Here is a 21,399-nt window from a genome sequence, read left to right as displayed (position 1 = left end):
ATCCGAAGTGGCGAGGCATGTCATGAAACATCATTTGGGATGCGCGGGCGCCGTCATGCTCGCTCTGTGCCCGGTCGGCGCCGGGCCAGCCCGCGCCCAGACCGCGGACATCAAGACCATCGTCTCGGTCGGCGGGCCGCCGGTCGTGCTGAACCAGAACAGTCAGCTCAACATGGCGGGCGTGTTCATGATCGGCGGCAGCACCAGTGCGACCGTGACGCAGAACGGCGTCAACAATGCCACCGGCGTTCTGCAGTTCGGCGGGACGAATTCCGCAGCGATCGGGCAGACCGGAGCGAACAATCTCGCCTTTGTCGGTCAGACCGGCCAGTCGGCGAGCAGCCTGATATCGCAGCTCGGCACGATGAACGCGGGCACGGTGGCGCAATTCGGCACGGTCAACCATTCCACGGTTCTGCAGACCGGTCCGTAAATCGCGTGTCAACTGATCGGCGTCGGCAAGCAGCGGGGAAACGCGATGCGATGCGGCAGACAGGTTTTGAGGCACGCTTTGGCCGTGCTGGCGTTGCTTGCGGCCGCCGCGTCGGCGACGCAGGCGAGCGCCGGGTCGGTCCAGCGCAGCGTGACGAACCGGAACGTGACCATCGAAACGATCGTGCAGTTCGGCAACGACGTCCAGCCCGTCACGATCGAGGAGAACAGCCGCATCAACATCGCGCGGGTGATCCAGATCGGCGGCACCGGGACGGTGGATGCGACCATCATCCAGAACGGCACGCGCAACTATGCCAATGTGATCCAGGTGGGCGGCACCACCAACGCGATCGTCGGTCAATCCGGTGTGAGCAACACCGCCGACATCACCCAGGTCGGCAATTCAACCAACGCGCTGCTGCTCCAGATCGGAGACATGAACACGGGAGCCGTGAGGCAGTTCGGGCGTTTCAACTGGCTGGCGATCTTTCAGTTCGGCAGATGATGGAGGCGTGACATGAGATTGCTGCTGCTCGCATCCGGAATAGGACTCATGAGCGTGATCGCAGCCGCGCCGGCTGGCGCTGCCGACGGTCACACCACGGTGGTCCAGGACGAGAACGGCACGTCGGTGATCACCCAGAGCGGCGATCCGGCGCAGGCCGAAGTCAAGATCGAGAAGGAGCCCGGGCGTACGACGGTCTATCGTCGCAGCGGCGGCAACACGGCGATCGTGTCGCAAAGCACCGGGCAAGCCCCAGGAAACATGCAGGACATGCTCGACTGGCTGCGCAAGCAGCAGGGTCGTTGACGCAGGAAGGCCCACCGCCCGGTTTCGGACGGTGGGCCTCGTGTCGCGCGATCACTACCAGCGATAGCCGCCGGTCAGCGTGCCGTTGTTGTTGCCCTCGGGGCCGACGTCGCCCTGTGTCGAACTCGGGGTCGGATGGTTGCTGCCGTTGATCGCGCCATAGCGCCCCGCGACATCGGGATAGTAGGCGCGCGGCTGAACCGGCTCGTAAGCGGGCGCGGTGCGATCCCAGCCCACGCGCGGGCCGTTCCAGCCGTAGCCCTGTGCCGAGGCGGCTGCCGTGCCGGCGACGAGTGATGCCGTGATAAGGCAGAGGAGTTTCGACTTGTTCTGCATTGGAGATGCTCCTTGCTTGTGTCGGGAGCCAACGGTTGCAGTGCGGGAGCGTTCCGGAACCGGCTCGGCGGCAGCGATCAACTCCGATCAACTGGTTATGAAGGGTGTGTCCCGGAACGAAGCAGGAGAGGCGGCAAGGCGGGCGTCTTGCCGCAGCGGTTCCGCGGTTAATCCCGTGCCTTAACCAACAATTAATTATAGGTTTGCGGGCGGGCGACGGCCCGGCCTAGCGTAGCTGCGGGGAGCCGCCGAAGCCAAACGAGTTGGTGCGTATCATGATGTCCAGATCATATGGGGCGCTGTTCGCCTCGCTCAGCGCTGCCGCGCTGCTCCTTCCCGCCAGTGACAGTTTTGCCAGAGCCGGCGTCCAGCACGGCGTGACGGCTGCGCCGTCCGGCGCAATGGCGCGTGCGCCGATCGGGCCGGGAGCGCGCTTCCATCGGCGGAATAATCCCTGGGTCTACTGGCCGGGCGGCGGCGGTTTTTTTCTACGACGGCGCCGGCTACAGCCAGCCCTTCGCCGATGCCGCCCAGCCGGTGTCCACCGACGTGCGCTACACCTACACCTATGACGTTCCCTGGGACTGGACGCATCGCTTCCCGCCGAACGTCGTGCCGTCCGACCGGCCCTATGTGCCGAGCTGCCCGACGGAGCAGGTGACGGTGCCCGGCCGCGGCGGCAGCGAGCACACCGTCAACATCATGCGCTGCTACTAGGTCCTATCCCAGCTCGAAGCTGGTCACGCCGAAGACGCGGTCGATACGCAGCGGCGCGATCGGCCCCGTGTACATCCGCGCGGTCTCGAACACCGGCTTGAGGCCGAGCGCTTCGGCGAGCGCGATCGCCTCGCCATTGACGGCGGGGACGTCGAGGAAGACTTCGCCGATATCGGCGCTCGCGAGCAGGGCCTGGACGATCGCCTCCGCCGCCGCGCGGTCGTCCGCGACGAGCGGGCCGATCTTGTGCCCGGTCCGGCACGGCCGGATCACGCCCCACGCGGCGAGCTTGCCGTCGCGCAAAAGCGCGCGGCCGACGTGGCCTGACGTGCTGATCCAGGCGCGCAGGAAGGCGTTGCGCTTTGCCGGGAAGACGGTGGCGTCGTCGGCTTCCACATTTGCAAACGGGATTTTGTCGAGCGCGACGACATCGGCAGGTGGCTTCACGGGCGCGGTGACGATGCCGCCATAGCGGATGTTGGCGTAAGCGAGCTGGAAGCCGGATTTTTTGTAATTGTCCTGCTGCGCGACCACGCCGTCGAGCCCGATCACGCGCTTGCCCGCATGCGCGATCGCCGCGTTCCAGATGCGCAGGCCGTGGCCGGAGCCGCGCAATTCTGCGCGCACGATGTAGAATCCGAGGAAGGCGAAGCGGTCGTCGTAATTGACGCAGGAGACTGTCGCGACCGGCTCGCCGTCGATCTCGCCGACGAAGAAGCCTTGCGCGTCGGGCACCGCGAAGCAGGCGGCGTCGCAGAGGCCCGGATTCCAGCCCTCGGCCGCGGCCCAGTCGATGGCGAGGGAGATCTCCTCGGGGCGCAAATTGCGGATGTGCAATTCGCTCATGATGGATGCCTCCGGCGGTGGACCAGCCGGCAGCTCCGGCTGTAGAAGGCCTCATGATAGGCTGAGCCGGTGGCTCGCCTCAACTGAAGGGATGATCGGTCATGGCGGCAGAGAAGGTTGCGCTGGTTACCGCCGGCGGCAGCGGCATGGGGGCGGGAGCTGCGCGGCGGCTGGCGGCGGACGGGTTTCGCGTCGCGATCCTGTCGTCCTCCGGCAAGGGCGAGGCGCTGGCCTCCGAACTCGGCGGGCTCGGCGTCACCGGCTCGAACAAGGAGAACGACGATCTGAAGCGTCTGGTCGACGGCGCCATGGCAAAGTGGGGACGGATCGACGTGCTCGTCAACAGCGCCGGCCACGGGCCGCGCGCGCCGATCACCGAGATCACCGACGAGCAGTGGCACGCCGGCCTCGACACTTATCTGTTGAACGTGATCCGCCCGACGCGGCTGGTGACGCCGATCATGCAGGCGCAGAAGGGCGGGACCATCATCAACATCTCGACGGCCTGGGCATTCGAGCCGAGCGCGATGTTCCCGACCTCGGCGGTGTTCCGTGCCGGGCTCGCCGCCTTCACAAAGATCTTCACCGACGCCCATGCCGCCGACAACATCCGCATGAACAACGTGCTGCCGGGATGGATCGACAGCCTGCCGCAGCAGGATGCGCGCCGCGACAGCGTGCCGATGAAGCGCTACGGCAAGGTCGAGGAGATCGCGGCGACGATCGCGTTCCTGGCCTCCGACGGCGCGGCCTACATCACCGGTCAGAACATCCGCGTCGACGGCGGACTGACGCGTTCGGTCTGAGGCACGCCGAGTCGAATCGCGTCCTCGCGGCCTTGTCGTCACGCGACAGCGGCGTGCGCTGCACGCCGTTGATGAAGGGTGATCTGTGGCCCTCCAGTCACACTCATCATTCGTTCGTACGATCTGCGATGCACACTACGTCACAGTCCCGATGAACTTCGCCGCAGCCCAAGACGATGAGCGGCGCACGTCCTATGCCCGATCTGCGCCGGACGCCGTCGCACAATGAAACGCGAGTTCATCGCGTGGGCAAGGAGACTGGAATGAACAAGTTTTTGCTGGCGATCGCTTCGGTTGTCTTGGGGACCGCATCCGTTCAGGCGGCCGACCTCGCGGCGCATTACACCAAGGCGCCGGTGATGGCGCCGGTCTATAACTGGACCGGCTTCTACGTCGGCGGCAATGTCGGCGGGCAATGGGGCAGCGCGAACCCGGCCACCACCACGCTGTTTCCGGTGGCCGCCTATTTCGCGGATTCGAGCGTGACTGCCATCGGCGCGGTGGGCGCCCAACACATCAACAGCTCCGGCGTGACCGGCGGCTTGACCGCCGGCTACAACTGGCAGGTCAACAACGCCGTGCTCGGCCTCGAGGGCGACATCAATTATTTCGGCTTCAAGGGCAGCGCGACCAGTACGGCGGTGTATCCCTGCTGCGCGCCGAGCACCTTCACCGTCAATTCGTCGGTCTCGGCCGATTGGCTCGCCACCATTCGCGGCCGCATCGGCTTCCTCGCCACGCCGAGCTGGCTGATCTACGCCACCGGCGGTGCCGCCATCGCCGAGGTCAGGGGCAATTTCAGCTTCACCGACACCTTCGCAGGCGCGACCGAGTCCGGGGCGATCCGCGACACCCGCGTCGGCTGGACCGCGGGCGTCGGCGGCGAGTATGCCGTGGGCAATGGCTGGTCGTTGAAGGCCGAATATCTCTATGTCGATCTTGGTCGCAGCAGCGTGACCAGCAACAATTTCAATATCGGTGTGGCGTTGCCGGCCCAGACCTTCACGCATTCGGTCGATCTCAAGTCGAACATCGTGCGCGTCGGCGTGAACTACAAGTTCGGCGGACCCGTCGTCGCCAGGTATTGATCTGTCCCGGTCCCATCCTGGCGTGGAAGCCCCGGCTCGGCCGGGGCTTTCTGTTTTGAATCTCAGCTTGCATGCGATGCCAGCAGCCGCGCCAGGGCCGGCAATATCTTGTAGCGGGCGATCTCGTGCGGATACTCGCCGCGATTGGCGAGCAGGACGATGGCGATCCGCCGCGCCGGCACGAGGCCCATATAGCCCGAGGCGTTGTTGAGGCCGCCCGGCTTGTCGACGACGGTGGCGTCGGGGAGATGCACGCTCTCCCAGGCCATGGCCTGTCCGAATTTCTCGTCGACGCGAAAGGTCTCGTGCTGCGTCATCCGTAGCGCCTCGCGCAGATGCGGATCGATCGAGCGGCCGTCGACGCAGGCCGCGACAAACGTCGCGAGATCCCGGGCGGAGGCGAACATCTGGCCGGTGCCGGGAAAGTTGAAATAGCTCTGCTGGCTGCCGATGGGGCCGATCGCCATGCCCTGGTCGGAATAGCCCTGGGCGACGCGCTGCATCCAGGCCTCGTCCATGACGGCGCGATTGTCCGCACCGCGCTCGGGGATGAAGGTGGCGTCCATGGCGAGGGGGCGGAGAATGCGGTTCTGGATCAGCGTACGGATCGGCTTGCCGGTGCTGCGCTCGAGCGCGAGCTGCAGCACCACATAGCCGGCATGGGTGTAGACGCGCTGCCGGCCGGGCGCGATGCCGGGCGCCGGCGCGAAGGCGTTCAGCATGGCGACGAACTGCTCGCGCGTGTACTGCTCGTCCGGCCAGGGCGGATGGTCGGTCGGCAGCAACAGCCCCGAAGTATGCGTGACAAGCTGGCCGACGGTGACGTTGCGGATATAGGGGCCGTCCAGCTCGGGCAGGTATTTCGGCAGACGGTCGTCGAGCCGCAGCTCGCCGCGCTGCACGCCGAGCGCCACAAGCGTGGCCTCGAACGGTTTTCTCAACGAGGCGAGATTGAAGAGCGTGTCGGGCGTCACCTTCCGCCCGGTCGTTGCATCGGCATGGCCGTAGGTGAAGAACTCGACATGGCGGCCGGCATAGAGCGCGGCGGCGAGACCGCCCGCATGATCCGGCGTCGCGGTCGGCGCCAGCTCGCTCGCGACGATGTCGCGCATCTGCGCGATCATGTCGGAATCCGCGGATGCACGGCGCGGCCGAAGCGCGATCGCAAGCGGAACGAGAACGGCCCGGGCGAAGCTTCGCCGGGTGATCGGAGACGAGGTGAGAACAGGTGGCACGGGCTCTGATGAACAATCATGGTGCGCCCCCGGATAGTGTTTAGCGGGGAGGGCGCGAGGTCCCAATTCACGATTGCGCGTTGTGGGTTCCGTATCGCGAAGCTCGCCGCACGGTAGCCCGGATGGAGCGCAGCGCAATCCGGGGCGGTCGTTTTCGGGGCGAAGGACCCCGGATTGCGCTGCGCTCCATCCGGGCTACGGCACTTCCTGATTTAACTTAGCCGATTGGCTAACAATTGTTGACGCCAGCTTCCAGGCGTGTATAGTTAGCTGTATGGCTAACCAATTATCTCCACTCGACCAGGTTTTCGCAGCGCTTGCCGATCCGACGCGACGGGCAATCGTGATGCGGCTGTGTGCCGGCGAGGCTTCCGTCGGCGAGCTCGCCGATCCCTTCGACATGGCGCTGCCGAGCTTCATGAAGCACATCCACGTGCTGGAGACGAGCGGGCTCGTGCAGTCGGAGAAATCCGGCCGCGTGCGAACCTGCCGGCTCAGCCCGGATGCGCTGCTGGGCGCGGAAGACTGGTTCCAGCAGCAGCGCGCGATCTGGGAGGCGCGGCTCGACCGGTTCGAAGCCTATGTGATGAAGCTCAAGAAAGAGAAGGAGCAGGCGGCCGCCAAACGACCGTCCCGCACAACCAAGAAGAAAGGTTCTTGACGATGACGAATTCTGCCAACCCCGCTCTGTCGCAATGGTCGCTCGACCGCGAGATCGTGATGTCGCGCGTGATCGACGCGCCGCGCGATCTGGTGTTCGAGGCGTGGTCCGATCCCAAGCATCTGCCGCAATGGTTCGGGCCGAAAGGGTTCAAGATCGAGACTTTCGAGATCGACGTCCGGGTCGGCGGCGTCTGGCGCTTCAACATGATCGGCCTCGACGGCACGGTCTATCCGAACCGGATGCGCTTCCGCCGCATCGAACGGCCGTCGCTGATGGAGATGGATCACGGCGTCGACCAGGACGAGGATCCCGGCATGTTCCGCTTCACCGTCACCTTCGCCGAGCAGAGCAACGGCAAGACCGTGCTGATGATGCGCCAGCTGGCCTCGAGCACCGCGCAGCGCGACGGCATGATCGGCTTCGGCGCCGTCGAATACGGCTATCAGACGCTCGACAAGCTCGCGGCCTATGTGTCGGGGATGAAGGCGTAGGCCGCAGTCCTCCTCGTCATGTCCGGGCAGGCCCCGGCCATGACGAGAGGAGTGGGGGTACGGCGCCCAATCCCACCACTCACTCCTTCGCCTCGTCCGTCACGATGTCACCGAGCTTCTGCCAGCGCTGGCCGTCGAACTGCACCATCTGGAACTGCTTGTTGACGCGATAGTCGGTCGGCGACGTCGTGACCGAGATGCCGGGCAGCGTCAGGTCGAGCACGACGTTCTTCAGGTTCGCCGCCTGCCGCATCACGTTCTCGCGCGTCAGATCGTCGCCGCATTGCTGCAGCACCTGCACCAGCAGCTGGGCTGTGATGTAGCCGTAGACGTTCAGGTTCGAATCCTTGTCGCCGTCGGGATAGTACTTCGCCATGAAGGCGAGGTAGCGCTTCATGCCGGCATCGTCCTTCCATTCGGGATCGGCGGCATCCTTGACATAGCCGACGCTGACGACGCCCTTGGAATTCTCGAGGCCCGCCGGTTTCAGCACGGCGCTGACCGAGGAGGCGTTGATGTCGATGATGTGCAGCGGCTTCCAGCCGATCTCCGAGACCTTCTTGATCGCCTGCGCCGCCTGTTTCGGCGTCGTCGCGCTGAACAGCACGTCGGCTCCGGCATCCTTCAGCCGCAGGATCTGCGAGTCGATCGTCGGCTCGGTGATCTCGTAGGACGTTTCGGCCACGATCATGTTGGCCTTGCCGCCGAGACCGGCCTTGAGGCCGGCGAGATAATCCTTGCCGAGGTCGTCGTTCTGGTAGAGCACGCCGATCTTCGCATTCGGGTGGTTCTTCAGGAGGTATTGCGCGTAGATCCGGCCCTCGACGAGGTAAGAGGGGTTGAAGCCCATGGTCCAGGGAAAGTTCTTGGGATCGGTGAAGCGCGCCGCGCCGGTCGCGGCAAACAGCTGCGGGATTTTCTTGGCGTTGAGGTATTTCTGCACGGCGACGTTGGGCGCGGTGCCGATGATCTGGAACGTCAGCAGCACCTCGTCGCTTTCGACCAGCCTGCGGGTCTGCTCCACGGTTTTCGGCGGCGAATAGGCATCGTCATACTGGATCAGCTCGACCTTGCGGCCGTTCACGCCGCCCTGGTCGTTGATCATCTTCATATAGGCGGCCTGGGTCTTGCCGATCACGGCGTAGGCCGACGCCGGGCCGCTGAGCGGCACGGTCTGGCCGACCTTGATCGCGGTGTCGGAGGCGCCGGCATCGTATTTCTTCTGCGCATGTGCTGGTGCGATCGACATCAGCACGGCAAGCACGGTGACCGCGACGCGATCGAGAAGACGGTTCTTCATGTTCATTCCCTGTTCGCTTTGGGTCATTCGCCCTTGAGACCGGCGTCGCGGATCAGCTTGGTCCATTTCTGCGTCTCGGCGTCGATGAACTGGCCGAATTCGGCCGCGTTGCCGGCGCGCACTTCGAGGCCTTGAGCGGTCAGCTTGTCCTTGATGGCAGGTTCGGCGAGCGCGCGCAGGATCTCGGCCTGAAACTTGTCGACGATCGCGCGCGGGGTCGTGGCGGGCGCCATGAAGCCGTACCAGCCGGCGGCGGCGACGTTGGGAAAGCCCTGCTCGCGCAAGGTCGGCGCCTGCGGGTAGAGCGCGCTGCGCTCGGGCGAGGCGACACCGAGCACCGTGAATTTGCCGCTCTGGATGTAGGGCAGTGCGGTCGGCAGCGCCGTCAAGGTGGCATCGACGCGGCCGGCGAGCAGCTCGGTGTAAGAAGCGGCATCGCCCCGGAACGGGATGTTGAGACCTTTCACGCCGGCATCGCGGAACAGCAGCTCGCCCGCAAGATGCGGCTGCGAGCCGGCACCGGGAGAGGCGAAGGTCAGCCCGTCCGGTTTCGACTTGCCGTAGGCGATCAGCTCGGGGAGCGTCTTGAACGGCGCATCGGCGCTGATGATGAGAAACAGCGGCGCGACCACGACCATCGCGACCGGCTGCAGGTCCTTGCGGTCATAGGTCAGCTTGCCGAACAGCGCCTCGGCGGTGGCGTAGGGCGCCGCGACGTAGAGCAGGGTGTAGCCGTCACCCGGCGCATGGGCGACCATGTCGTTGGCGATGCGGGTGCCGGCGCCCGGCTTGTTCTCGACGATGAACTGCTGATGCAGGCTGCGGCCGAATTCCTCGGCCAGCAGGCGCAGCGAGATGTCGTTGGAGCCGCCGGGCCCGTAGGGCGAAATCAGCCGCACCATGCGCGAAGGCCATGCGTCTTCGGCCCGGGCCGTCGGGCTCGAGCTGGCGACGAGGCCGCCTGCGATGGTGCCCAGCAGGGTTCGTCGTGTGACCTCAAATGATGCCACGATCTTCTTCCTCCCTTTTGTTTTCCGTCTTCTTGTTAGTTTCAGATCACCTTTTGCTCGGTGAGCCGTTCGATCTCCTGCTCCGTCAGGCCGAGCCAATTCCGAAAGACCTCGTCGTTGTCCTGGCCGACGTCGCCTGCGGCGTGACGCATGCGCGTGGGATCGACCGTGAAGCGCGGAACGACGTTGGTCATGGCAACCGTGCCGAAATCCTTGTCGGGCACGCGGGTGATGACGTCGCGCGCCCGCATTTGCGGGTCGTCGGCGATCTGGTCGATCGAATAGATCGGGGCGAGCGTGCCTTGGGCGGCATTGAATCTCGCGAGGACGTCGTCGAGGGGATGGGCGGCGCACCAGCCGGCGAAGATGTCGTTGAGCTCGGCAGCGTGCTTGACGCGCCGGTCGTTGGTGGCGAAGCGCGGGTCGTCGATCAGGTCGGGCCGCTCGATCGCCCGGCAGTTCGCCGCAAACAGCGCGTTGGTCGAACCCGCGAGCGTCACCCAGCGATCGTCGCTGGTGCGGAACACGGCGGCCGGCGCCGAATAGCCGTTGGCGTTGCCGATCCGGCTGCGGACGGCGCCGAGCTGGTCGTGCTCGATGGCGAGGACGTCGAGCAGGCGGAAGGTGGCTTCCGTCAGCGAAAGATCGATCTCCTCGCCGGGCGCATCGGGATCGCGCGCGCGTTTCCACAGCGCCGCGAGCGCGCCGACGGCGCCGAACAAGCCGCCGATCGAATCCCCGATGGGGTAGCCGGGATGGGTCGGCTCGCCGTCGCTCTCGCCAGTGATGTAGGTGAGCCCGCCCATGGCTTCGAAGATGCGGGCGAAGCCGGGCCGCTCGCGATAGGGGCCATCCTGCCCGAAAGCGGTCGCGCGCAGAATCACGAGGCGCGGTTGGATCGACCACAGCACCTCCTTAGGTAGGCCCCAGCGGTCGAGCGTTCCCGGACGAAAATTCTCGATCAGCACGTCGAAGCGCGGCAGCAGCTGCTTGAACAGTGCAAGCCCGTCCGGTGTGCGCAGATCGAGCGTGGCGAACTTCTTGTTGCGATTGGCCGCCTTCCACCATAGCGGCTTGCCGTCCTTGAACGGCGGAAACGCCCGCACGCCGTCGCCGTGCCCGGGCATCTCGATCTTGAGCACGTCCGCGCCGTAGTCGGCCAGCAGCGTCGCGGCGAACGGTGCGGCGATGATCGTCGCGATGTCGAGAACCTTCAATCCCTCGAGTGGTCCAGCCATGTCATGTCCCGGCGCTTGTGATTTTCTTGGTTTTGCGCGGCGGCGTGAGCTCTGCCTGCCCGACGATGGCGCGGATGCTGTCGGCGAGCGCCGCGATGCGCGGGCCGATCTCGCTCTCCAGCTGGCCCGGCTGGAGGCGGAACGCGGGGATGCCGCAATTGATCGAGAACGACTGCCTGGATTCGCTGACGTGGAACAGCGGCGCGGCGACAGCATGGATCGAAGCCATGTACTCGCCCCAGCAGGTGCAGAAGCCGCGGCTTTTGCATTGCGTGATTCCGGCGCGGTATTTGTCACGGAAGGCCGACCATAACTCAGCGTCTTCGGCGGCGATGTTCCGTTCGAGCCGCTCTGCATCTGATGGCGGCAAGGTCGCGGCCGCGGCGCGTCCCATGGCGGTCATCACCACGGGGATCGGCATGCCGATGTCGGGCGCGTGCGGCCCGACATCGCCGGAGCGCGCGGTCTCGACATAGATCATTGAGGTGGCGTCGAGCAGGCCGATCGAGACCGTGCCGCGGACGCTGAGCGCCAGCTCCTGCATCATCGGCCGCGCAACCTGGCGGAATTGCATCCCGGCAAGCAGGGGATGGGCGATCCGCAGCGCCCGCGCAGCAACGCGGTACTTGGCCCGCTCGGCGTCGTAGCGGAGGTAGCCGAGCTCGGCCAGCGTGTGGGTCAGCCGCGCCACCGTCGGGCGCGGGATGCCCGTCAGCGTCGACAGCTCCATGTTGCCGAGCAGCGTGCTGCCGGCCTTGAACGCTTCGAGCACGACGAGTCCCTTCGCCAGCGTCGTGGCGAAGGCGGCGTCATCGACACTTTCCGCCAGCACGGCAGCGGCGGAGGAGGGCGGATGTCGCGGCTTGGATGAGTCTGTCCGGGCCATTCCCGAATATCAGACGGGGCTCGCGTCGCTGTCCAATAGATTCGTCAAACCTCTATAAATTGTCCGGTATGTGGACAGGGCGTTTGCCTCGAAGTTTGCGCTGAGGAACGCGCCGGACCGGCCGACCACACGGATTTTTGTCGTGATTGCATGCCGTCCTGTGACAGGATTATTACGTCGGCATGTCAGATCGATAATTCTTGGAGCGGTTCATGTTGCAGTGGCAGGCGCGGTCAAATCCCCTCGCGTGGTGGTGGGGGTCGCTCACGCTCGTGAGCAGCGCCAACATCCTGGTCTGGTTCATGCTGTATCGCGAGTTCTACCCGACGCCCTCCAGCAGCTTCGGTGGCGGCTCGGACATCGGGCTGATGTTCCTGTTGTGCGCCGGCTATGTGTTCGGCTGCGCGTTCCGCTCGGTGCTGCCGCGCGCCGACGTGCAGCGCATCTGCCTGTTCGACACCTGGCTGTCGAGCGTCGTGGTCGGCCGAACCGTTGCGACCGTGGCCGAGCTCTGCTTCGTCGCGCAATGGGCCATCATCCTGCATCAGCTCGGCAAGATGACGGGCGCCGAGACCGCGGTGAACATCGCGCTCGTGATCGTGCCGATCATCATCATCGCGGAGTGCTTCTCCTGGTACGCGGTGGTGACGACGAACTTCCTCTACAACGCGATCGAGAACTCGCTGTGGGCGGTGACCTTCTTCCTCGCCGGCATCGCGCTGTGCCGCCTGATGCCGGAATTCCAGGGCGTGGTGCGCTGGGCGCTGATGTCGGGCATCGTCGGCATCGCCTGCTTCCTCGCCTTCCTCGTCACCGTCGACGTTCCCATGTATCTCAGCCGCTGGCGGGCCGGGCACGCCGAGGGCAACAGGCTCCTGGGCTTTCTCGAAGGCCTGCATGATGTCTCGACGCGCTGGGTGGTGACCCACGACATCGCGCATTGGAAGGGGGAACTGACCTGGATGTTCCTGTATTTCAGCGCCGCGGTGTGGTCGAGCCTGGCGCTGTGCGCGCTCTACGCGATGGAAGGCCAGCTGGTACGTTATCTGGCGTAAGCGACTACTTGCCGACCAGACTGCACTTGCTGCGGTCGAGCGGGCGGAAGGCCTGGTCGGGCGGGATGGTCGCGACCAGCTTGACGAAGTCCCAGGGGCCTTTGGACTCCTGCGGCGTCTTGACCTGGACCAGATAGAGATCGTGCACCATGCGCTGATCCTCGCGGATGCGGCCGTTGGGCGTGTAGGCGTCCGACACCGGGGTCGCCTTCATCCTGGCCATCACGGTTGCGCTGTCGTCGGAATCTGTGTCCTTGATCGCCTGCAGATAATGGCGCACGGCGGAATAGACGCCGGCCTGGATCTGCGACGGCATTGCCTTTCGGCGCGCAAAGAACGCATCGGAGAATTTCCGGGCAGCGGGCGAGACGTCCTCGAAGAACGAGGTGACGATGAGGTCGCCACGGGTTGCCTTCAACCCGACCGCCTCGATGTCGACGTTCTGGAACGACATCGGCACGATCTTGATGCCCTGATCGGCGAGGCCGAATTCCTCGGCCTGCTTGATCGCGGTGGCATTATCTCCGGCCACGTTGATGGCGAGGATCTTCGCGCCCGAGGACTGGGCCTGCAGCAGGAACGAGCTGAAATCGGGCGTGCCGAGCTGCGCCTTGACGCCGCCGGCGACCTTGCCGCCGAGCTCGCCGATGCGGGCTCGTGCCGTCGCCTCTATCGAATGGCCGAAGGCGTAGTCGCCGGTGATGAAGAACCACGGCTCCTTGCTGGTCTGCATGATGCCTGAGACCACGGCGGTCGCCGTGGAATAGGCGTCCTGGGTCCATTGCACGCTGGTCGGTGCACAGGCTTCATCGGTGAGCTGGTTGGCGCCGGCGCCGGAGACGAGGAAGATCTTGCCGTTGCCACGGACCAGCTCCTGCACGGCGAGGGCGGCGCCGGAGCTGCCGCCGTCAGCGATCGCCTGGACGCCGTCGCTGAACCATTTGCGGGCGAGCGAGGCCGCAAGATCCGGCTTGTTCTGGTGATCCGCCTGCAGGATCTCGATCGGCTTGCCGTTGATCTTGCCGCCGAACTCCTCCGCTGCCATCCGCGCCGCCTCGACCGAGCCCGGGCCCATCGCGGTGGCGAACACGCCATTCATGTCGGTGAGCACGCCGATGCGGATCGTCTCGCCCTTGATCTCGGCGCGCGCGGCGGGGCATGCGAGCGCCAGCATCGTCAGCATGATGGCGGTAGACAGCGAGCGAGAAGAGGTCATGGCGTTTCCTGATTTTATCGTTGGTTGATCGGTCGCGAAGCTCAGGCCGGTTCGGCAATCACCGTGTTGCGCAAGGTGCCGATGCCGGAGATCTCGACCTCGATGGTGTCGCCGGCGCGCATCCACAAAGGCGGCGTGCGCTTGGCGCCCACGCCGCCCGGCGTGCCCGTCACGATGACGTCGCCGGGGACGAGCGGGCAGATCGTGGAGATGTAGGCGATCAAGTCGGGGATGGCGGTGATCAGGAGATCGGTGGTGGTGTTCTGCACCACGGTGCCGTTGAGCCGCGTCTGCAAGCTGAGCCTGGATGGATCCGGGATTTCATCCGCCGTCACCAGCCACGGGCCGAAGCTGCCGCTCTCGGCAAAGGTCTTGCCGGAGAGGAACTGGCTGGTGTGACGCTGCCAGTCGCGGACGCTGCCTTCGTTGTAGCAGGAATAGCCGGCGATATGATCGAGCGCGCGGCTCGCCGGGATGTGCCGGCCTTGCTTGCCGATGACCAATGCGAGCTCGCCTTCATAGTCGAAATCGTCGCTCACCCTCGGCTTCACGATCGGCTGGAGATGGCCGACCTGGCTGCAGGGGAAGCGCACGAACAACGCGGGCTTCTCGGTCACGGTGCGTCCTGTTTCCGCGACGTGGTCGCGGTAGTTCAGGCCGACACAGATGATCTTGTCGGGATCGGGGATCACGGGAGCGAAACTGACTTTGTCGAGCGGATGATCGGGTGCCGTCGAGGCGATGAGCTTTGTCGCCTCAGGCAGGCGGCCGGATTCAAGCAACTGCCGCAGCGTGGAGCAGGGCGCCATGCGCGCGCCGAGATCGACGATTCCATTGTCCTTGACGGCGCCAAACGAGGCGCGGCCGTTGGCGGTGAAGGAAAGGAGCTTCATGAGATATCCCTTGAGAAATGTTCGGTCAGGCCGCGGACGGCACGTGGGTGAGAGGCGTGATGGCGCCGATGAGCTGGTCGAGTTCGGCTTCGTTGTGTGCGGCGCCGCGCACATAGCGGTCGGGACGAACCAGCGCGGCGATGATGCCGTGCCGACGCAGCCAGTCGCCAATGCCTTCGGCATCGTCGCAGGTCAGGATCTTGAGTCCGGCCTGTGCAAGCGCGGGCCGCGAGGAAAGCGCAGACGCGTCTGCGACGAGCAGCGCATGGCCGTAGCCCACCCAATCGTCGCTGCGGCTGCCGTTCCGAAGCTCGAATTGCGGGGCCAGATCTCCCGCGAGAGACACGCCGCGGGACGCCAGTCCAGGTCCGAGCAGGGGCTTCTTCACCTCGAGCTTCACCGGCGCGTTCTCGCGAGCCTCGCCGGCAGCGAGCCCCGCTTCGATCGCCTTGGTGTTGATCACGCCGCCGAGACGGATGGCGAGTTCGATGAACTCGCGCGCATGCGGAAGGCGCTCGCTCTGGTAGGTGTCGAGCAGTTCGGCCGTGGCGTCGCCCCGGATGACGGCGTCGAGCTTCCAGGCGAGGTTGGCGGCATCGCGGATGCCCGCGCACATGCCCTGGCCGAGGAAGGGCGGCGTTTGGTGCGCGGAATCGCCCGCGAGCAGCAATCGTCCATTCCGCCATTGCTGTGCGATCACGGAATGAAAGGTGTAGACCGCGGCGCGCTCGATCTCGGCATCGTCAGGCGTGACCCAGCGCGACAACAATTCCCAGACCTTTGCGGGCTGCGCGATCTCGTGAGAATCCTCGTCCTGGAGAACCGTGATCTCCCAGCGCCGCCGCGTTCCAGTGCCGCGCACGTAAGTCGCGGGCCGGGCGGGGTTGCAATGCTGGATGCTGTAGTCGCCGAGGTCCCCGCGCGGGCGCTTGAGCAGCACGTCGATCACCAGCCAGCGCTCGTGGAAGCCGAGATCGTCCATCCCCGAACCGATGAAGCGGCGGACCAGCGACCGCGCGCCGTCGCAGCCGACGACAAAGCCGGCGCGAACCTCGCAGAGCTTGCCGTTGGACAGATCCTCGTAGCGGACGCGCACGCCGTGCTCGTCCTGGTCGAGCGCGAACACGTCGCAGCGGCTCCGCAAGGTGACGTGGGCAAAGCGGGAGAGGCCGCCGATCAGCACGTCCTCCAGATCGGGCTGGTGAAAGCGGTAGCTGAGATTCCAGCCCATCGGCGTCGGGGTCTGCGGCCGCGACCAGTCCAGCAGCATCTTGCCGTCGGCATCCAGAAACAGCATCCCGGGGCTGAGGATCGTCTGCGGCAGGATCGCCTCGGCGAGACCGATGGTCTGGAACACGCGCATGCATTCGTCGTCGAAATGCACCGCGCGCGGCAAATGATAGGTCTGCCCCTCGCGCTCCAGCACCAAGGTCCGGATGCCGCACAGGCCCAGCAGGTTGGCGAGGGTGGCGCCGACCGGGCCTCGGCCGACGATCACGACATCGAACTCTTCGTGGGCGGATTTATTTTGCATGGGGCCATCTCTCCCCCAAGCCGCGTCGCAGCATCAACGCCGCCGGCCGAAGTGTCCGCCCAGCGGACGGATCGGCCTAGACATCGACCGGAATGGCCGCAGCGGTCTCCTGAAGCGGCGCTGCAAATTGCGCAATTGCCTCGTCGATCCGCAGCGCCGAGCGAATCCAGATGATCGAGATGCAGCCGAAGACGGTTCCATCCCGCACGATCGGCACGGCGATCGACGCCGTCTTAGGATTGAACTCGCCCTCGCTTCGGATCGCGTAGCCGCGCGCCTGCGTCTCGACGATCATGCGGTCGAGGCGGGCTTCGTCGAGAAAGGGGCGGTCGTCGGCCTCGTCGATGCGGCGCAAATGATTGAGGATCAGCTCGCGCTCATGGGCGGGGCAGGCGGCGAGATAGGCGCGGCCCGCCGACGTCCGCAGCATCGGCAGGCGCTTGCCGATCATGCCGCGGTCGATCGAGAGCGGGCTGCGCGAATGCGTGGTCTCCTGCACGACCATCGCCGCGTTCTCGTAGGTCGAGAGATCGACCGGCCAGACCAGGGTCTTGCTGAGCTCGGCGAGGTAGGGCGCCGCCGCCTGGCAGATCACCACGCCGGGATCGTAGCCGTCGCCGAGGCTCAGGGCTCGCCGGGTCACCCGAAAGCGGTCATCGCTGGCGCTGCGCGCGATATATCCCAGTTCCTCCAATGTCTCGAGCAGGCGGTAGACGGTGGGACGGGGCAGGTCGAGCGCACGGGCGACGTCGCCTGCGCGGATGCCGCCGGAACGGTTGACCTCGCGCAGGACGTCAAGCCCGCGCTTGAAGGCGCGGACGCCTTCCGACTGCCGCGGCGCACCCGGCCCCGTCCGCTCCTTGGACACTTCGCATTTCCTCCCTTGTGGTGCACGGTCCCGCGACTATCGTTGCGAACGCGAAGCGATTGCGGAACGCCACGTTAGGATCGCGCGCGGCCGGTATCAAGTTCGCCGCATTGCGGCGCACGCGATGCCTTCGGGAGGATTGCGATGGAAATCACCGCGCTCGGTTATATCGGGATCAACTCATCGCAGCTCGACGAGTGGGGGCGGATGGCGACGGGGCTGCTCGGCATGCAGCAGGTCGATCGCGGGGGCAAGATGCGCGCCTTCCGCATGGACGATCGCAAGCAGCGGCTGATCGTCGACGGCGGCGGCGATGCCGGCCTTGCGGTGATGGGGTGGGAAGTTCCGTCCACGGCGGAGCTGGATCAATTGGCGGGACGGCTCGAAAGCCACGGCATCGAGGTGACGCGCGGCGCGCGCGCGCTCGCCGACGAGCGGCATGTCGCCGAGCTGATCTGGTTCGCTGACCCCGCGGGCAACCGGCTCGAGGCCTTCTGCAAGCCGGAGCTTGCGAGCGAGCCTTTCAAGCCGGGCCGGCCGATCTCTGGCTTCCGCACCGGCGCACTCGGCATGGGGCACGTCGTGCTCAACGTGGAGAATGTCGAACTGCTGTTGCCGTTCTATCGTGACGTGCTCGGCTTCCACGTCTCGGATTTCGGGCTGAAACCCTATGGACTGTACTTCTTCCACGTCAACGGCCGCCACCACAGCTTTGCGATGGTCGGCTCCGGTCGGAAGGCATTACATCACTTCATGGTCGAGCTCGGCAGCCTCGATGATGTCGGGCAAGGCTACGACCTGGCACAGCTCGACGAGGGGCGCGTCGCCTACACGCTGGGACGGCACACCAACGACCACATGACCTCATTCTATGTGAACACGCCGTCCGGCTTCTTCATCGAATATGGCTGGGGCGCGCGCGTCATCGATCCCGAGACCTGGCAGCCGCACGAGACCTTCGACGGCCCGTCGCTGTGGGGTCACGAGCGGCTGCACATGCCGGAAGAACAGCGCAAGCGCCTGCGCGACATGCGGCTGGATGCGGCGGCCCGTGGCGTCCGCGTCGCCGATCCCAGCGTGCCGCCGCTGAACTGCGCGTGGCTGGATCAGGTGGTCGCGCGCGAATGATCCGCAGCCACGCGGCAATGATCTAACACCCAAGGAAAGAAAATATGCTCAAGCTTTTCGTGAGGGCAGGCCTCGTGCTGCTCGCGCTCTCGACGGTCGCCTCTGCCGACCCGATCAAGGTGACGCTGCTCGGCACCGGCGTACCGACGCCGCGGCCGACGAGCTTCAGTGCCTCGACTCTGGTCGAGGCTGGGAGCGAGAAGCTGCTGTTCGATCTCGGCCGTGGATCGACCATGCAGCTCTACAAGCTGAAAATCCCGCTCGGCGCGATCACCGCGAACTTCATCACGCATCTGCACTCCGACCATCTCGTCGGCCTTCCCGACATGTGGCTGACCGGCTGGCTCGCCACACCCTGGGCCTCGCGCAAGGGGCCAATGAAGCTCTACGGTCCAAAGGGCACGGTAGCGATGACCGAGAACCTGACAAAGGCTTTCGCCGACGACATCCGCATTCGTATCGATGACGAGCATCTCGATCCCGCAGCGATCGCCTTTGCTGCGACCGAGATCGCGCCGGGCCTCGTCTATGAGAGCAACGGCGTCAAGGTCGCCGCGATCGAGGTCAACCACGGCGAGAAGATCAAGCCGTCGTTCGGTTACGTCGTCGAATATAGTGGGCACAAGGTCGTCCTGTCCGGCGACACCAAGTACGACGAACGGATCGCTAAGGCCGCCGAGGGCGCCGATCTGCTGATCCACGAGGTTGCGGTGATCGAACCGGAACTGTTGGTCAAGAGTCCAGTCTATAAGGACATCCAGGCGCACCACACGTCGCCTGAGGAGGCCGGCCGGATCTTTGCATCGGCCAGACCAAAACTCGCCGTTTATTCCCACATCGTGTTCGGAGCGGTGAAGCCTACGCCAGACATTCCCGAGGAGCCGCTGATCCTGCGCACGCGCACGAGCTACAAGGGGCCTCTGCTCGTCGGCCGCGACATGATGTCGTTTGTGATCGGCGAGACGGTCGAGGCGTTTGCGCCGGAGGGAACGAGGCTTGCGCCATAGCGTCAGGTGGCGATCAGGCCTCACCGAGATCGAGCTGCGTCAACAGTCCCTGGCGCAGCGCGAGGCGGACCAGCTCGATGTCGGAGCCGACGCCGAGCTTGTCCTTGATCAGGGAATGCAGGTTCGCCACGGTCTTCGGGCTGACATGCAGCGTCTCGGCGATCTCGTCGGTCGTCTTCTCCGCGAGCAGCAGCCGCAGCACCTCGAACTCGCGCGCGGTGAGGACGTCGGCGGCCGAGCTTTCGCCGCCAAGCCGGCTCAGCGCCAGCTCGTGGTCGATGTCGGGGCTGATGGCGATCTTGCCGGCGAGCACGTCCATCACGGCGCGCACCAGCGTCTCCGGCGGGCTGGTCTTGGTGACGTAACCCCTGGCGCCGGCGCGGATCGCCTGCACGGCGAAGCCCGCATTCTGGTGCATGGTGAAGATCAGGATCCTGGCGCCCTTGTCCCATTGCCTGATCCGCCTGACGGCCTCGATGCCGCCGATGCCCGGCATGCTGAGATCCATGATGACGAGGTCGGGCGCCTCGGATTTGTACAGCTTGTAGGCTTCCGCGCCGTCGGACGCTTCGGCGATGACGCGCAGGCCCGGCTGCTTCTGGAGCACGGAGCGATAGCCCTCGCGGACGACGGAATGGTCGTCGACCAGCAGGATGGACGCATCGGCCGCGCTCATGCCGCATGCTCCAGCGCCTGCCGGTCGGAGGCGGCGAGCGGAATGACGACGCGCAGCGCCGAGCCGCCGTTGGCGCCGACTTCAAAGCTCATCCGGCCGCGCAGGGCCGCAACGCGCTCGCGCATGCCGAGCAGGCCCATGCCGGATTTGCCCGAGGCGTCGCCGGGCCGGCCGTCGTCGTCGATGGCAAGTGCGATCTCGTCTGCCGCCATCGTCAAATGCAGGCCGACCTTGGTGGCGCCGGCATGCTTGGCCGCATTGGTGAGCGCCTCCTGCACGATGCGGTAGAGGTTGGCGCTGACCGCAGCGGGCAGGGTCTCGAATGCGCCGTCGAAATGGATCGTGAAGCGCGTCTCGCCGCGGCTGCGTCCATTCCAGCCTGCGACGAGGCCTTCCAGGCTTGCAACGAGCCCGAGCTCCTCGACGTCGGGCGGGCGCAGCCGGAACAGCGCGCCGCGCAGCGTCTCCATCATGCCGGTCGCTGTCCGCGCGATCCCGTCGCACTCGGACAGCAAAGCGGGGCAGTCCTGCGCGGCGGTCTGGCGGGCGGAGGAGGCCAGCGCGCGGATCGCGGCCAGCGACTGGCCGAACTCGTCATGCAGCTCGCGGGCGAGATGGCGGCGCTCGTCGTCCTGCAGTGCGATCAGCTTCCGCGTCAGCTCGCTGCGTTCGGCCAGCGCATTGTCGAGGCTTTCGGCGAGATGGTTGAAGCCGTCGCGGATCGCGGAGAGCTCGGCGAGATCGAACGGCGGCAGCCGCGCCGTGAGGTCGTTGGCCGCGATCCGCTCGAGGCCCGTGCAGATCAGACGGGTCGGGCGCAGCGCGCGCGCCAGCGCAGCATAGACCAGCAGGCACAGCAGCGGCAGCGCGATCGCGAGCGCGATCATCAGGCGGCCGGCCTCGTGCCACGCCTCCGCGGTCTGCACGGCGGGATCGACCGACACTACGGTCTCGCCGAGCTTGGCGCCGCGCACGATCACGGGCCGCGCCGCCTCGCGGCCGGGGTCGAACAGGCTGCGATAGAAGGCGGCGAAGGCCTGCGGCGGCGGGCTCGCCGGGGCCGGCGCGCCGCTGCAGAACCGCTGCAGCATCTCGCCGCTCGCGCCGCGGAAGGCCAGACACAGGCCCGGCGTCATCACATAGGCCGCGACGGGATCGA

At 65.8% G+C, this 21,399-nt stretch carries 24 protein-coding genes and 1 pseudogene; 11 read left to right on the top strand and 14 right to left on the bottom strand.

Annotated features, from left to right (window positions below; genetic code table 11):
- Window positions 1-22 precede the first annotated feature (22 nt).
- The gene (locus SE92_RS06735) at window positions 23-433 is read left to right on the top strand and encodes a curlin (RefSeq protein WP_063195026.1); all 411 of its coding nucleotides are present in this window, start codon (window positions 23-25) and stop codon (window positions 431-433) included.
- A gap of 8 nt (window positions 434-441) precedes the next feature.
- On the opposite strand, the gene SE92_RS37070 is transcribed toward SE92_RS06735, so the two are convergent.
- On the bottom strand, window positions 442-606 hold the full coding sequence (locus SE92_RS37070) for a hypothetical protein (protein ID WP_245324482.1): 165 nt from the start codon (window positions 604-606) through the stop codon (window positions 442-444).
- On the opposite strand from SE92_RS37070, the gene SE92_RS06730 reads away from it, so the two are divergent.
- Together SE92_RS06730 and SE92_RS06725 are read left to right on the top strand one after the other, a co-directional pair.
- Window positions 599-940, top strand: a complete 342-nt coding sequence (locus SE92_RS06730; protein ID WP_245324480.1) for a curlin — start codon at window positions 599-601, stop codon at window positions 938-940. The genes SE92_RS37070 and SE92_RS06730 overlap by 8 nt on opposite strands.
- A 12-nt stretch (window positions 941-952) precedes the next feature.
- On the top strand, window positions 953-1,246 hold the full coding sequence (locus tag SE92_RS06725) for a hypothetical protein (RefSeq protein ID WP_063195024.1): 294 nt from the start codon (window positions 953-955) through the stop codon (window positions 1,244-1,246).
- 54 nt (window positions 1,247-1,300) lie between these two features.
- Here the strand turns inward: SE92_RS06725 and SE92_RS06720 are convergent, their stop codons facing one another.
- Window positions 1,301-1,582 carry a hypothetical protein gene (locus SE92_RS06720; protein ID WP_063195023.1) on the bottom strand — a complete coding sequence of 94 codons (282 nt, stop codon included), beginning with the start codon at window positions 1,580-1,582 and terminating at the stop codon, window positions 1,301-1,303.
- Between the two features lie 275 nt (window positions 1,583-1,857).
- Between SE92_RS06720 and SE92_RS06715 the strand changes: the two are divergent.
- A pseudogene (locus SE92_RS06715) lies at window positions 1,858-2,299 on the top strand (hypothetical protein).
- A gap of 3 nt (window positions 2,300-2,302) precedes the next feature.
- Here SE92_RS06715 and SE92_RS06710 read toward each other — a convergent pair.
- The gene (locus tag SE92_RS06710; protein WP_063195022.1) at window positions 2,303-3,145 is read right to left on the bottom strand and encodes a GNAT family N-acetyltransferase; all 843 of its coding nucleotides are present in this window, start codon (window positions 3,143-3,145) and stop codon (window positions 2,303-2,305) included.
- A gap of 101 nt (window positions 3,146-3,246) precedes the next feature.
- Between SE92_RS06710 and SE92_RS06705 the strand changes: the two genes are divergently transcribed.
- Together SE92_RS06705 and SE92_RS06700 are read left to right on the top strand one after the other, a co-directional pair.
- Window positions 3,247-3,951 carry an SDR family oxidoreductase gene (locus SE92_RS06705; RefSeq protein ID WP_063195021.1) on the top strand — a complete coding sequence of 235 codons (705 nt, stop codon included), beginning with the start codon at window positions 3,247-3,249 and terminating at the stop codon, window positions 3,949-3,951.
- 263 nt (window positions 3,952-4,214) lie between these two features.
- Window positions 4,215-5,039 (top strand): outer membrane protein, encoded by an 825-nt coding sequence (locus SE92_RS06700; RefSeq protein WP_063195020.1) that lies wholly within the window; start codon window positions 4,215-4,217, stop codon window positions 5,037-5,039.
- Window positions 5,040-5,101: 62 nt separating this feature from the next.
- Here SE92_RS06700 and SE92_RS06695 read toward each other — a convergent pair whose 3' ends face one another.
- On the bottom strand, window positions 5,102-6,163 hold the full coding sequence (locus tag SE92_RS06695; RefSeq protein WP_063195019.1) for a serine hydrolase: 1,062 nt from the start codon (window positions 6,161-6,163) through the stop codon (window positions 5,102-5,104).
- A gap of 385 nt (window positions 6,164-6,548) precedes the next feature.
- Between SE92_RS06695 and SE92_RS06690 the strand changes: the two genes are divergently transcribed.
- Together SE92_RS06690 and SE92_RS06685 are read left to right on the top strand one after the other, a co-directional pair.
- Window positions 6,549-6,935: an ArsR/SmtB family transcription factor gene (locus SE92_RS06690; protein WP_063195018.1), complete on the top strand. Its 387-nt coding sequence runs from the start codon at window positions 6,549-6,551 to the stop codon at window positions 6,933-6,935.
- A gap of 2 nt (window positions 6,936-6,937) precedes the next feature.
- A complete protein-coding gene (locus SE92_RS06685) occupies window positions 6,938-7,429 on the top strand; it encodes an SRPBCC family protein (protein WP_063195017.1) in 492 nt (163 codons plus the stop codon).
- Window positions 7,430-7,508: 79 nt separating this feature from the next.
- On the opposite strand, the gene SE92_RS06680 is transcribed toward SE92_RS06685, so the two are convergent.
- Genes SE92_RS06680 through SE92_RS06665 form a run of 4 tightly spaced genes read right to left on the bottom strand, consistent with a single transcriptional unit; the run spans window position 7,509 to window position 11,863 of the window.
- A complete protein-coding gene (locus SE92_RS06680; protein ID WP_063203373.1) occupies window positions 7,509-8,729 on the bottom strand; it encodes an ABC transporter substrate-binding protein in 1,221 nt (406 codons plus the stop codon).
- Between the two features lie 23 nt (window positions 8,730-8,752).
- Window positions 8,753-9,739 carry a Bug family tripartite tricarboxylate transporter substrate binding protein gene (locus tag SE92_RS06675; RefSeq protein WP_063195016.1) on the bottom strand — a complete coding sequence of 329 codons (987 nt, stop codon included), beginning with the start codon at window positions 9,737-9,739 and terminating at the stop codon, window positions 8,753-8,755.
- Window positions 9,740-9,780: 41 nt separating this feature from the next.
- Complete coding sequence (locus SE92_RS06670) at window positions 9,781-10,977, bottom strand: CaiB/BaiF CoA transferase family protein (protein ID WP_063195015.1); 1,197 nt, start codon at window positions 10,975-10,977, stop codon at window positions 9,781-9,783.
- A gap of 1 nt (window position 10,978) precedes the next feature.
- Complete coding sequence (locus SE92_RS06665) at window positions 10,979-11,863, bottom strand: IclR family transcriptional regulator (protein WP_063195014.1); 885 nt, start codon at window positions 11,861-11,863, stop codon at window positions 10,979-10,981.
- A gap of 212 nt (window positions 11,864-12,075) precedes the next feature.
- On the opposite strand from SE92_RS06665, the gene SE92_RS06660 reads away from it, so the two are divergent.
- Window positions 12,076-12,918, top strand: coding sequence for a hypothetical protein (locus SE92_RS06660; RefSeq protein ID WP_063203372.1), 843 nt, complete (start codon window positions 12,076-12,078; stop codon window positions 12,916-12,918).
- A 4-nt stretch (window positions 12,919-12,922) separates the two neighbouring features.
- Here the strand turns inward: SE92_RS06660 and SE92_RS06655 are convergent, their stop codons facing one another.
- The 4 genes from SE92_RS06655 to SE92_RS06640 form a co-directional block, all read right to left on the bottom strand.
- Window positions 12,923-14,134, bottom strand: coding sequence for an ABC transporter substrate-binding protein (locus SE92_RS06655; RefSeq protein WP_063195013.1), 1,212 nt, complete (start codon window positions 14,132-14,134; stop codon window positions 12,923-12,925).
- Between the two features lie 41 nt (window positions 14,135-14,175).
- Window positions 14,176-15,027 (bottom strand): fumarylacetoacetate hydrolase family protein, encoded by an 852-nt coding sequence (locus SE92_RS06650; RefSeq protein ID WP_063195012.1) that lies wholly within the window; start codon window positions 15,025-15,027, stop codon window positions 14,176-14,178.
- A gap of 25 nt (window positions 15,028-15,052) precedes the next feature.
- Window positions 15,053-16,561, bottom strand: a complete 1,509-nt coding sequence (mhpA, locus tag SE92_RS06645) for a bifunctional 3-(3-hydroxy-phenyl)propionate/3-hydroxycinnamic acid hydroxylase MhpA (RefSeq protein WP_063195011.1) — start codon at window positions 16,559-16,561, stop codon at window positions 15,053-15,055.
- Between the two features lie 76 nt (window positions 16,562-16,637).
- Window positions 16,638-17,429 carry a DNA-binding transcriptional regulator gene (locus SE92_RS06640; RefSeq protein ID WP_063195010.1) on the bottom strand — a complete coding sequence of 264 codons (792 nt, stop codon included), beginning with the start codon at window positions 17,427-17,429 and terminating at the stop codon, window positions 16,638-16,640.
- A 144-nt stretch (window positions 17,430-17,573) separates the two neighbouring features.
- Here SE92_RS06640 and SE92_RS06635 point away from each other — a divergent pair, with 144 nt between their 5' ends.
- Together SE92_RS06635 and SE92_RS06630 are read left to right on the top strand one after the other, a co-directional pair.
- A complete protein-coding gene (locus tag SE92_RS06635) occupies window positions 17,574-18,557 on the top strand; it encodes a VOC family protein (RefSeq protein WP_063195009.1) in 984 nt (327 codons plus the stop codon).
- 44 nt (window positions 18,558-18,601) lie between these two features.
- On the top strand, window positions 18,602-19,564 hold the full coding sequence (locus SE92_RS06630) for an MBL fold metallo-hydrolase (protein WP_063195008.1): 963 nt from the start codon (window positions 18,602-18,604) through the stop codon (window positions 19,562-19,564).
- A 13-nt stretch (window positions 19,565-19,577) separates the two neighbouring features.
- On the opposite strand, the gene SE92_RS06625 is transcribed toward SE92_RS06630, so the two are convergent.
- Window positions 19,578-20,240 carry a response regulator gene (locus SE92_RS06625; RefSeq protein WP_063195007.1) on the bottom strand — a complete coding sequence of 221 codons (663 nt, stop codon included), beginning with the start codon at window positions 20,238-20,240 and terminating at the stop codon, window positions 19,578-19,580.
- Window positions 20,237-21,399 (bottom strand): sensor histidine kinase (locus SE92_RS06620; protein ID WP_063195006.1); only part of this gene is annotated, 1,163 nt, incomplete at its 5' end. The genes SE92_RS06625 and SE92_RS06620, both read right to left, overlap by 4 nt.

Origin of the sequence: Bradyrhizobium sp. AT1, assembly GCF_001590795.1 — a bacterium.
Taxonomy (GTDB): Bacteria; Pseudomonadota; Alphaproteobacteria; order Rhizobiales; family Xanthobacteraceae; genus Bradyrhizobium.
The sequence above is the reverse complement of the archived record's forward strand: the minus strand, read 5'-3'. Positions and strand labels throughout refer to the sequence as shown.

Bases quoted from the DNA above. Each gene is read 5' to 3' on its own strand.
- SE92_RS06735 (WP_063195026.1), top strand. From the start codon at position 23: ATGAAACATCATTTGGGATGCGCGGGCGCCGTCATGCTCGCTCTGTGC.
- SE92_RS37070 (WP_245324482.1), bottom strand. From the start codon at position 606: ATGGTCACGTTCCGGTTCGTCACGCTGCGCTGGACCGACCCGGCGCTC.
- SE92_RS06725 (WP_063195024.1), top strand. From the start codon at position 953: ATGAGATTGCTGCTGCTCGCATCCGGAATAGGACTCATGAGCGTGATC.
- SE92_RS06720 (WP_063195023.1), bottom strand. From the start codon at position 1,582: ATGCAGAACAAGTCGAAACTCCTCTGCCTTATCACGGCATCACTCGTC.
- SE92_RS06710 (WP_063195022.1), bottom strand. From the start codon at position 3,145: ATGAGCGAATTGCACATCCGCAATTTGCGCCCCGAGGAGATCTCCCTC.
- SE92_RS06705 (WP_063195021.1), top strand. From the start codon at position 3,247: ATGGCGGCAGAGAAGGTTGCGCTGGTTACCGCCGGCGGCAGCGGCATG.
- SE92_RS06700 (WP_063195020.1), top strand. From the start codon at position 4,215: ATGAACAAGTTTTTGCTGGCGATCGCTTCGGTTGTCTTGGGGACCGCA.
- SE92_RS06695 (WP_063195019.1), bottom strand. From the start codon at position 6,163: ATGATCGCGCAGATGCGCGACATCGTCGCGAGCGAGCTGGCGCCGACC.
- SE92_RS06690 (WP_063195018.1), top strand. From the start codon at position 6,549: ATGGCTAACCAATTATCTCCACTCGACCAGGTTTTCGCAGCGCTTGCC.
- SE92_RS06685 (WP_063195017.1), top strand. From the start codon at position 6,938: ATGACGAATTCTGCCAACCCCGCTCTGTCGCAATGGTCGCTCGACCGC.
- SE92_RS06680 (WP_063203373.1), bottom strand. From the start codon at position 8,729: ATGAAGAACCGTCTTCTCGATCGCGTCGCGGTCACCGTGCTTGCCGTG.
- SE92_RS06670 (WP_063195015.1), bottom strand. From the start codon at position 10,977: ATGGCTGGACCACTCGAGGGATTGAAGGTTCTCGACATCGCGACGATC.
- SE92_RS06665 (WP_063195014.1), bottom strand. From the start codon at position 11,863: ATGGCCCGGACAGACTCATCCAAGCCGCGACATCCGCCCTCCTCCGCC.
- SE92_RS06660 (WP_063203372.1), top strand. From the start codon at position 12,076: ATGTTGCAGTGGCAGGCGCGGTCAAATCCCCTCGCGTGGTGGTGGGGG.
- SE92_RS06655 (WP_063195013.1), bottom strand. From the start codon at position 14,134: ATGACCTCTTCTCGCTCGCTGTCTACCGCCATCATGCTGACGATGCTG.
- SE92_RS06650 (WP_063195012.1), bottom strand. From the start codon at position 15,027: ATGAAGCTCCTTTCCTTCACCGCCAACGGCCGCGCCTCGTTTGGCGCC.
- mhpA (WP_063195011.1), bottom strand. From the start codon at position 16,561: ATGCAAAATAAATCCGCCCACGAAGAGTTCGATGTCGTGATCGTCGGC.
- SE92_RS06635 (WP_063195009.1), top strand. From the start codon at position 17,574: ATGGAAATCACCGCGCTCGGTTATATCGGGATCAACTCATCGCAGCTC.
- SE92_RS06630 (WP_063195008.1), top strand. From the start codon at position 18,602: ATGCTCAAGCTTTTCGTGAGGGCAGGCCTCGTGCTGCTCGCGCTCTCG.
- SE92_RS06625 (WP_063195007.1), bottom strand. From the start codon at position 20,240: ATGAGCGCGGCCGATGCGTCCATCCTGCTGGTCGACGACCATTCCGTC.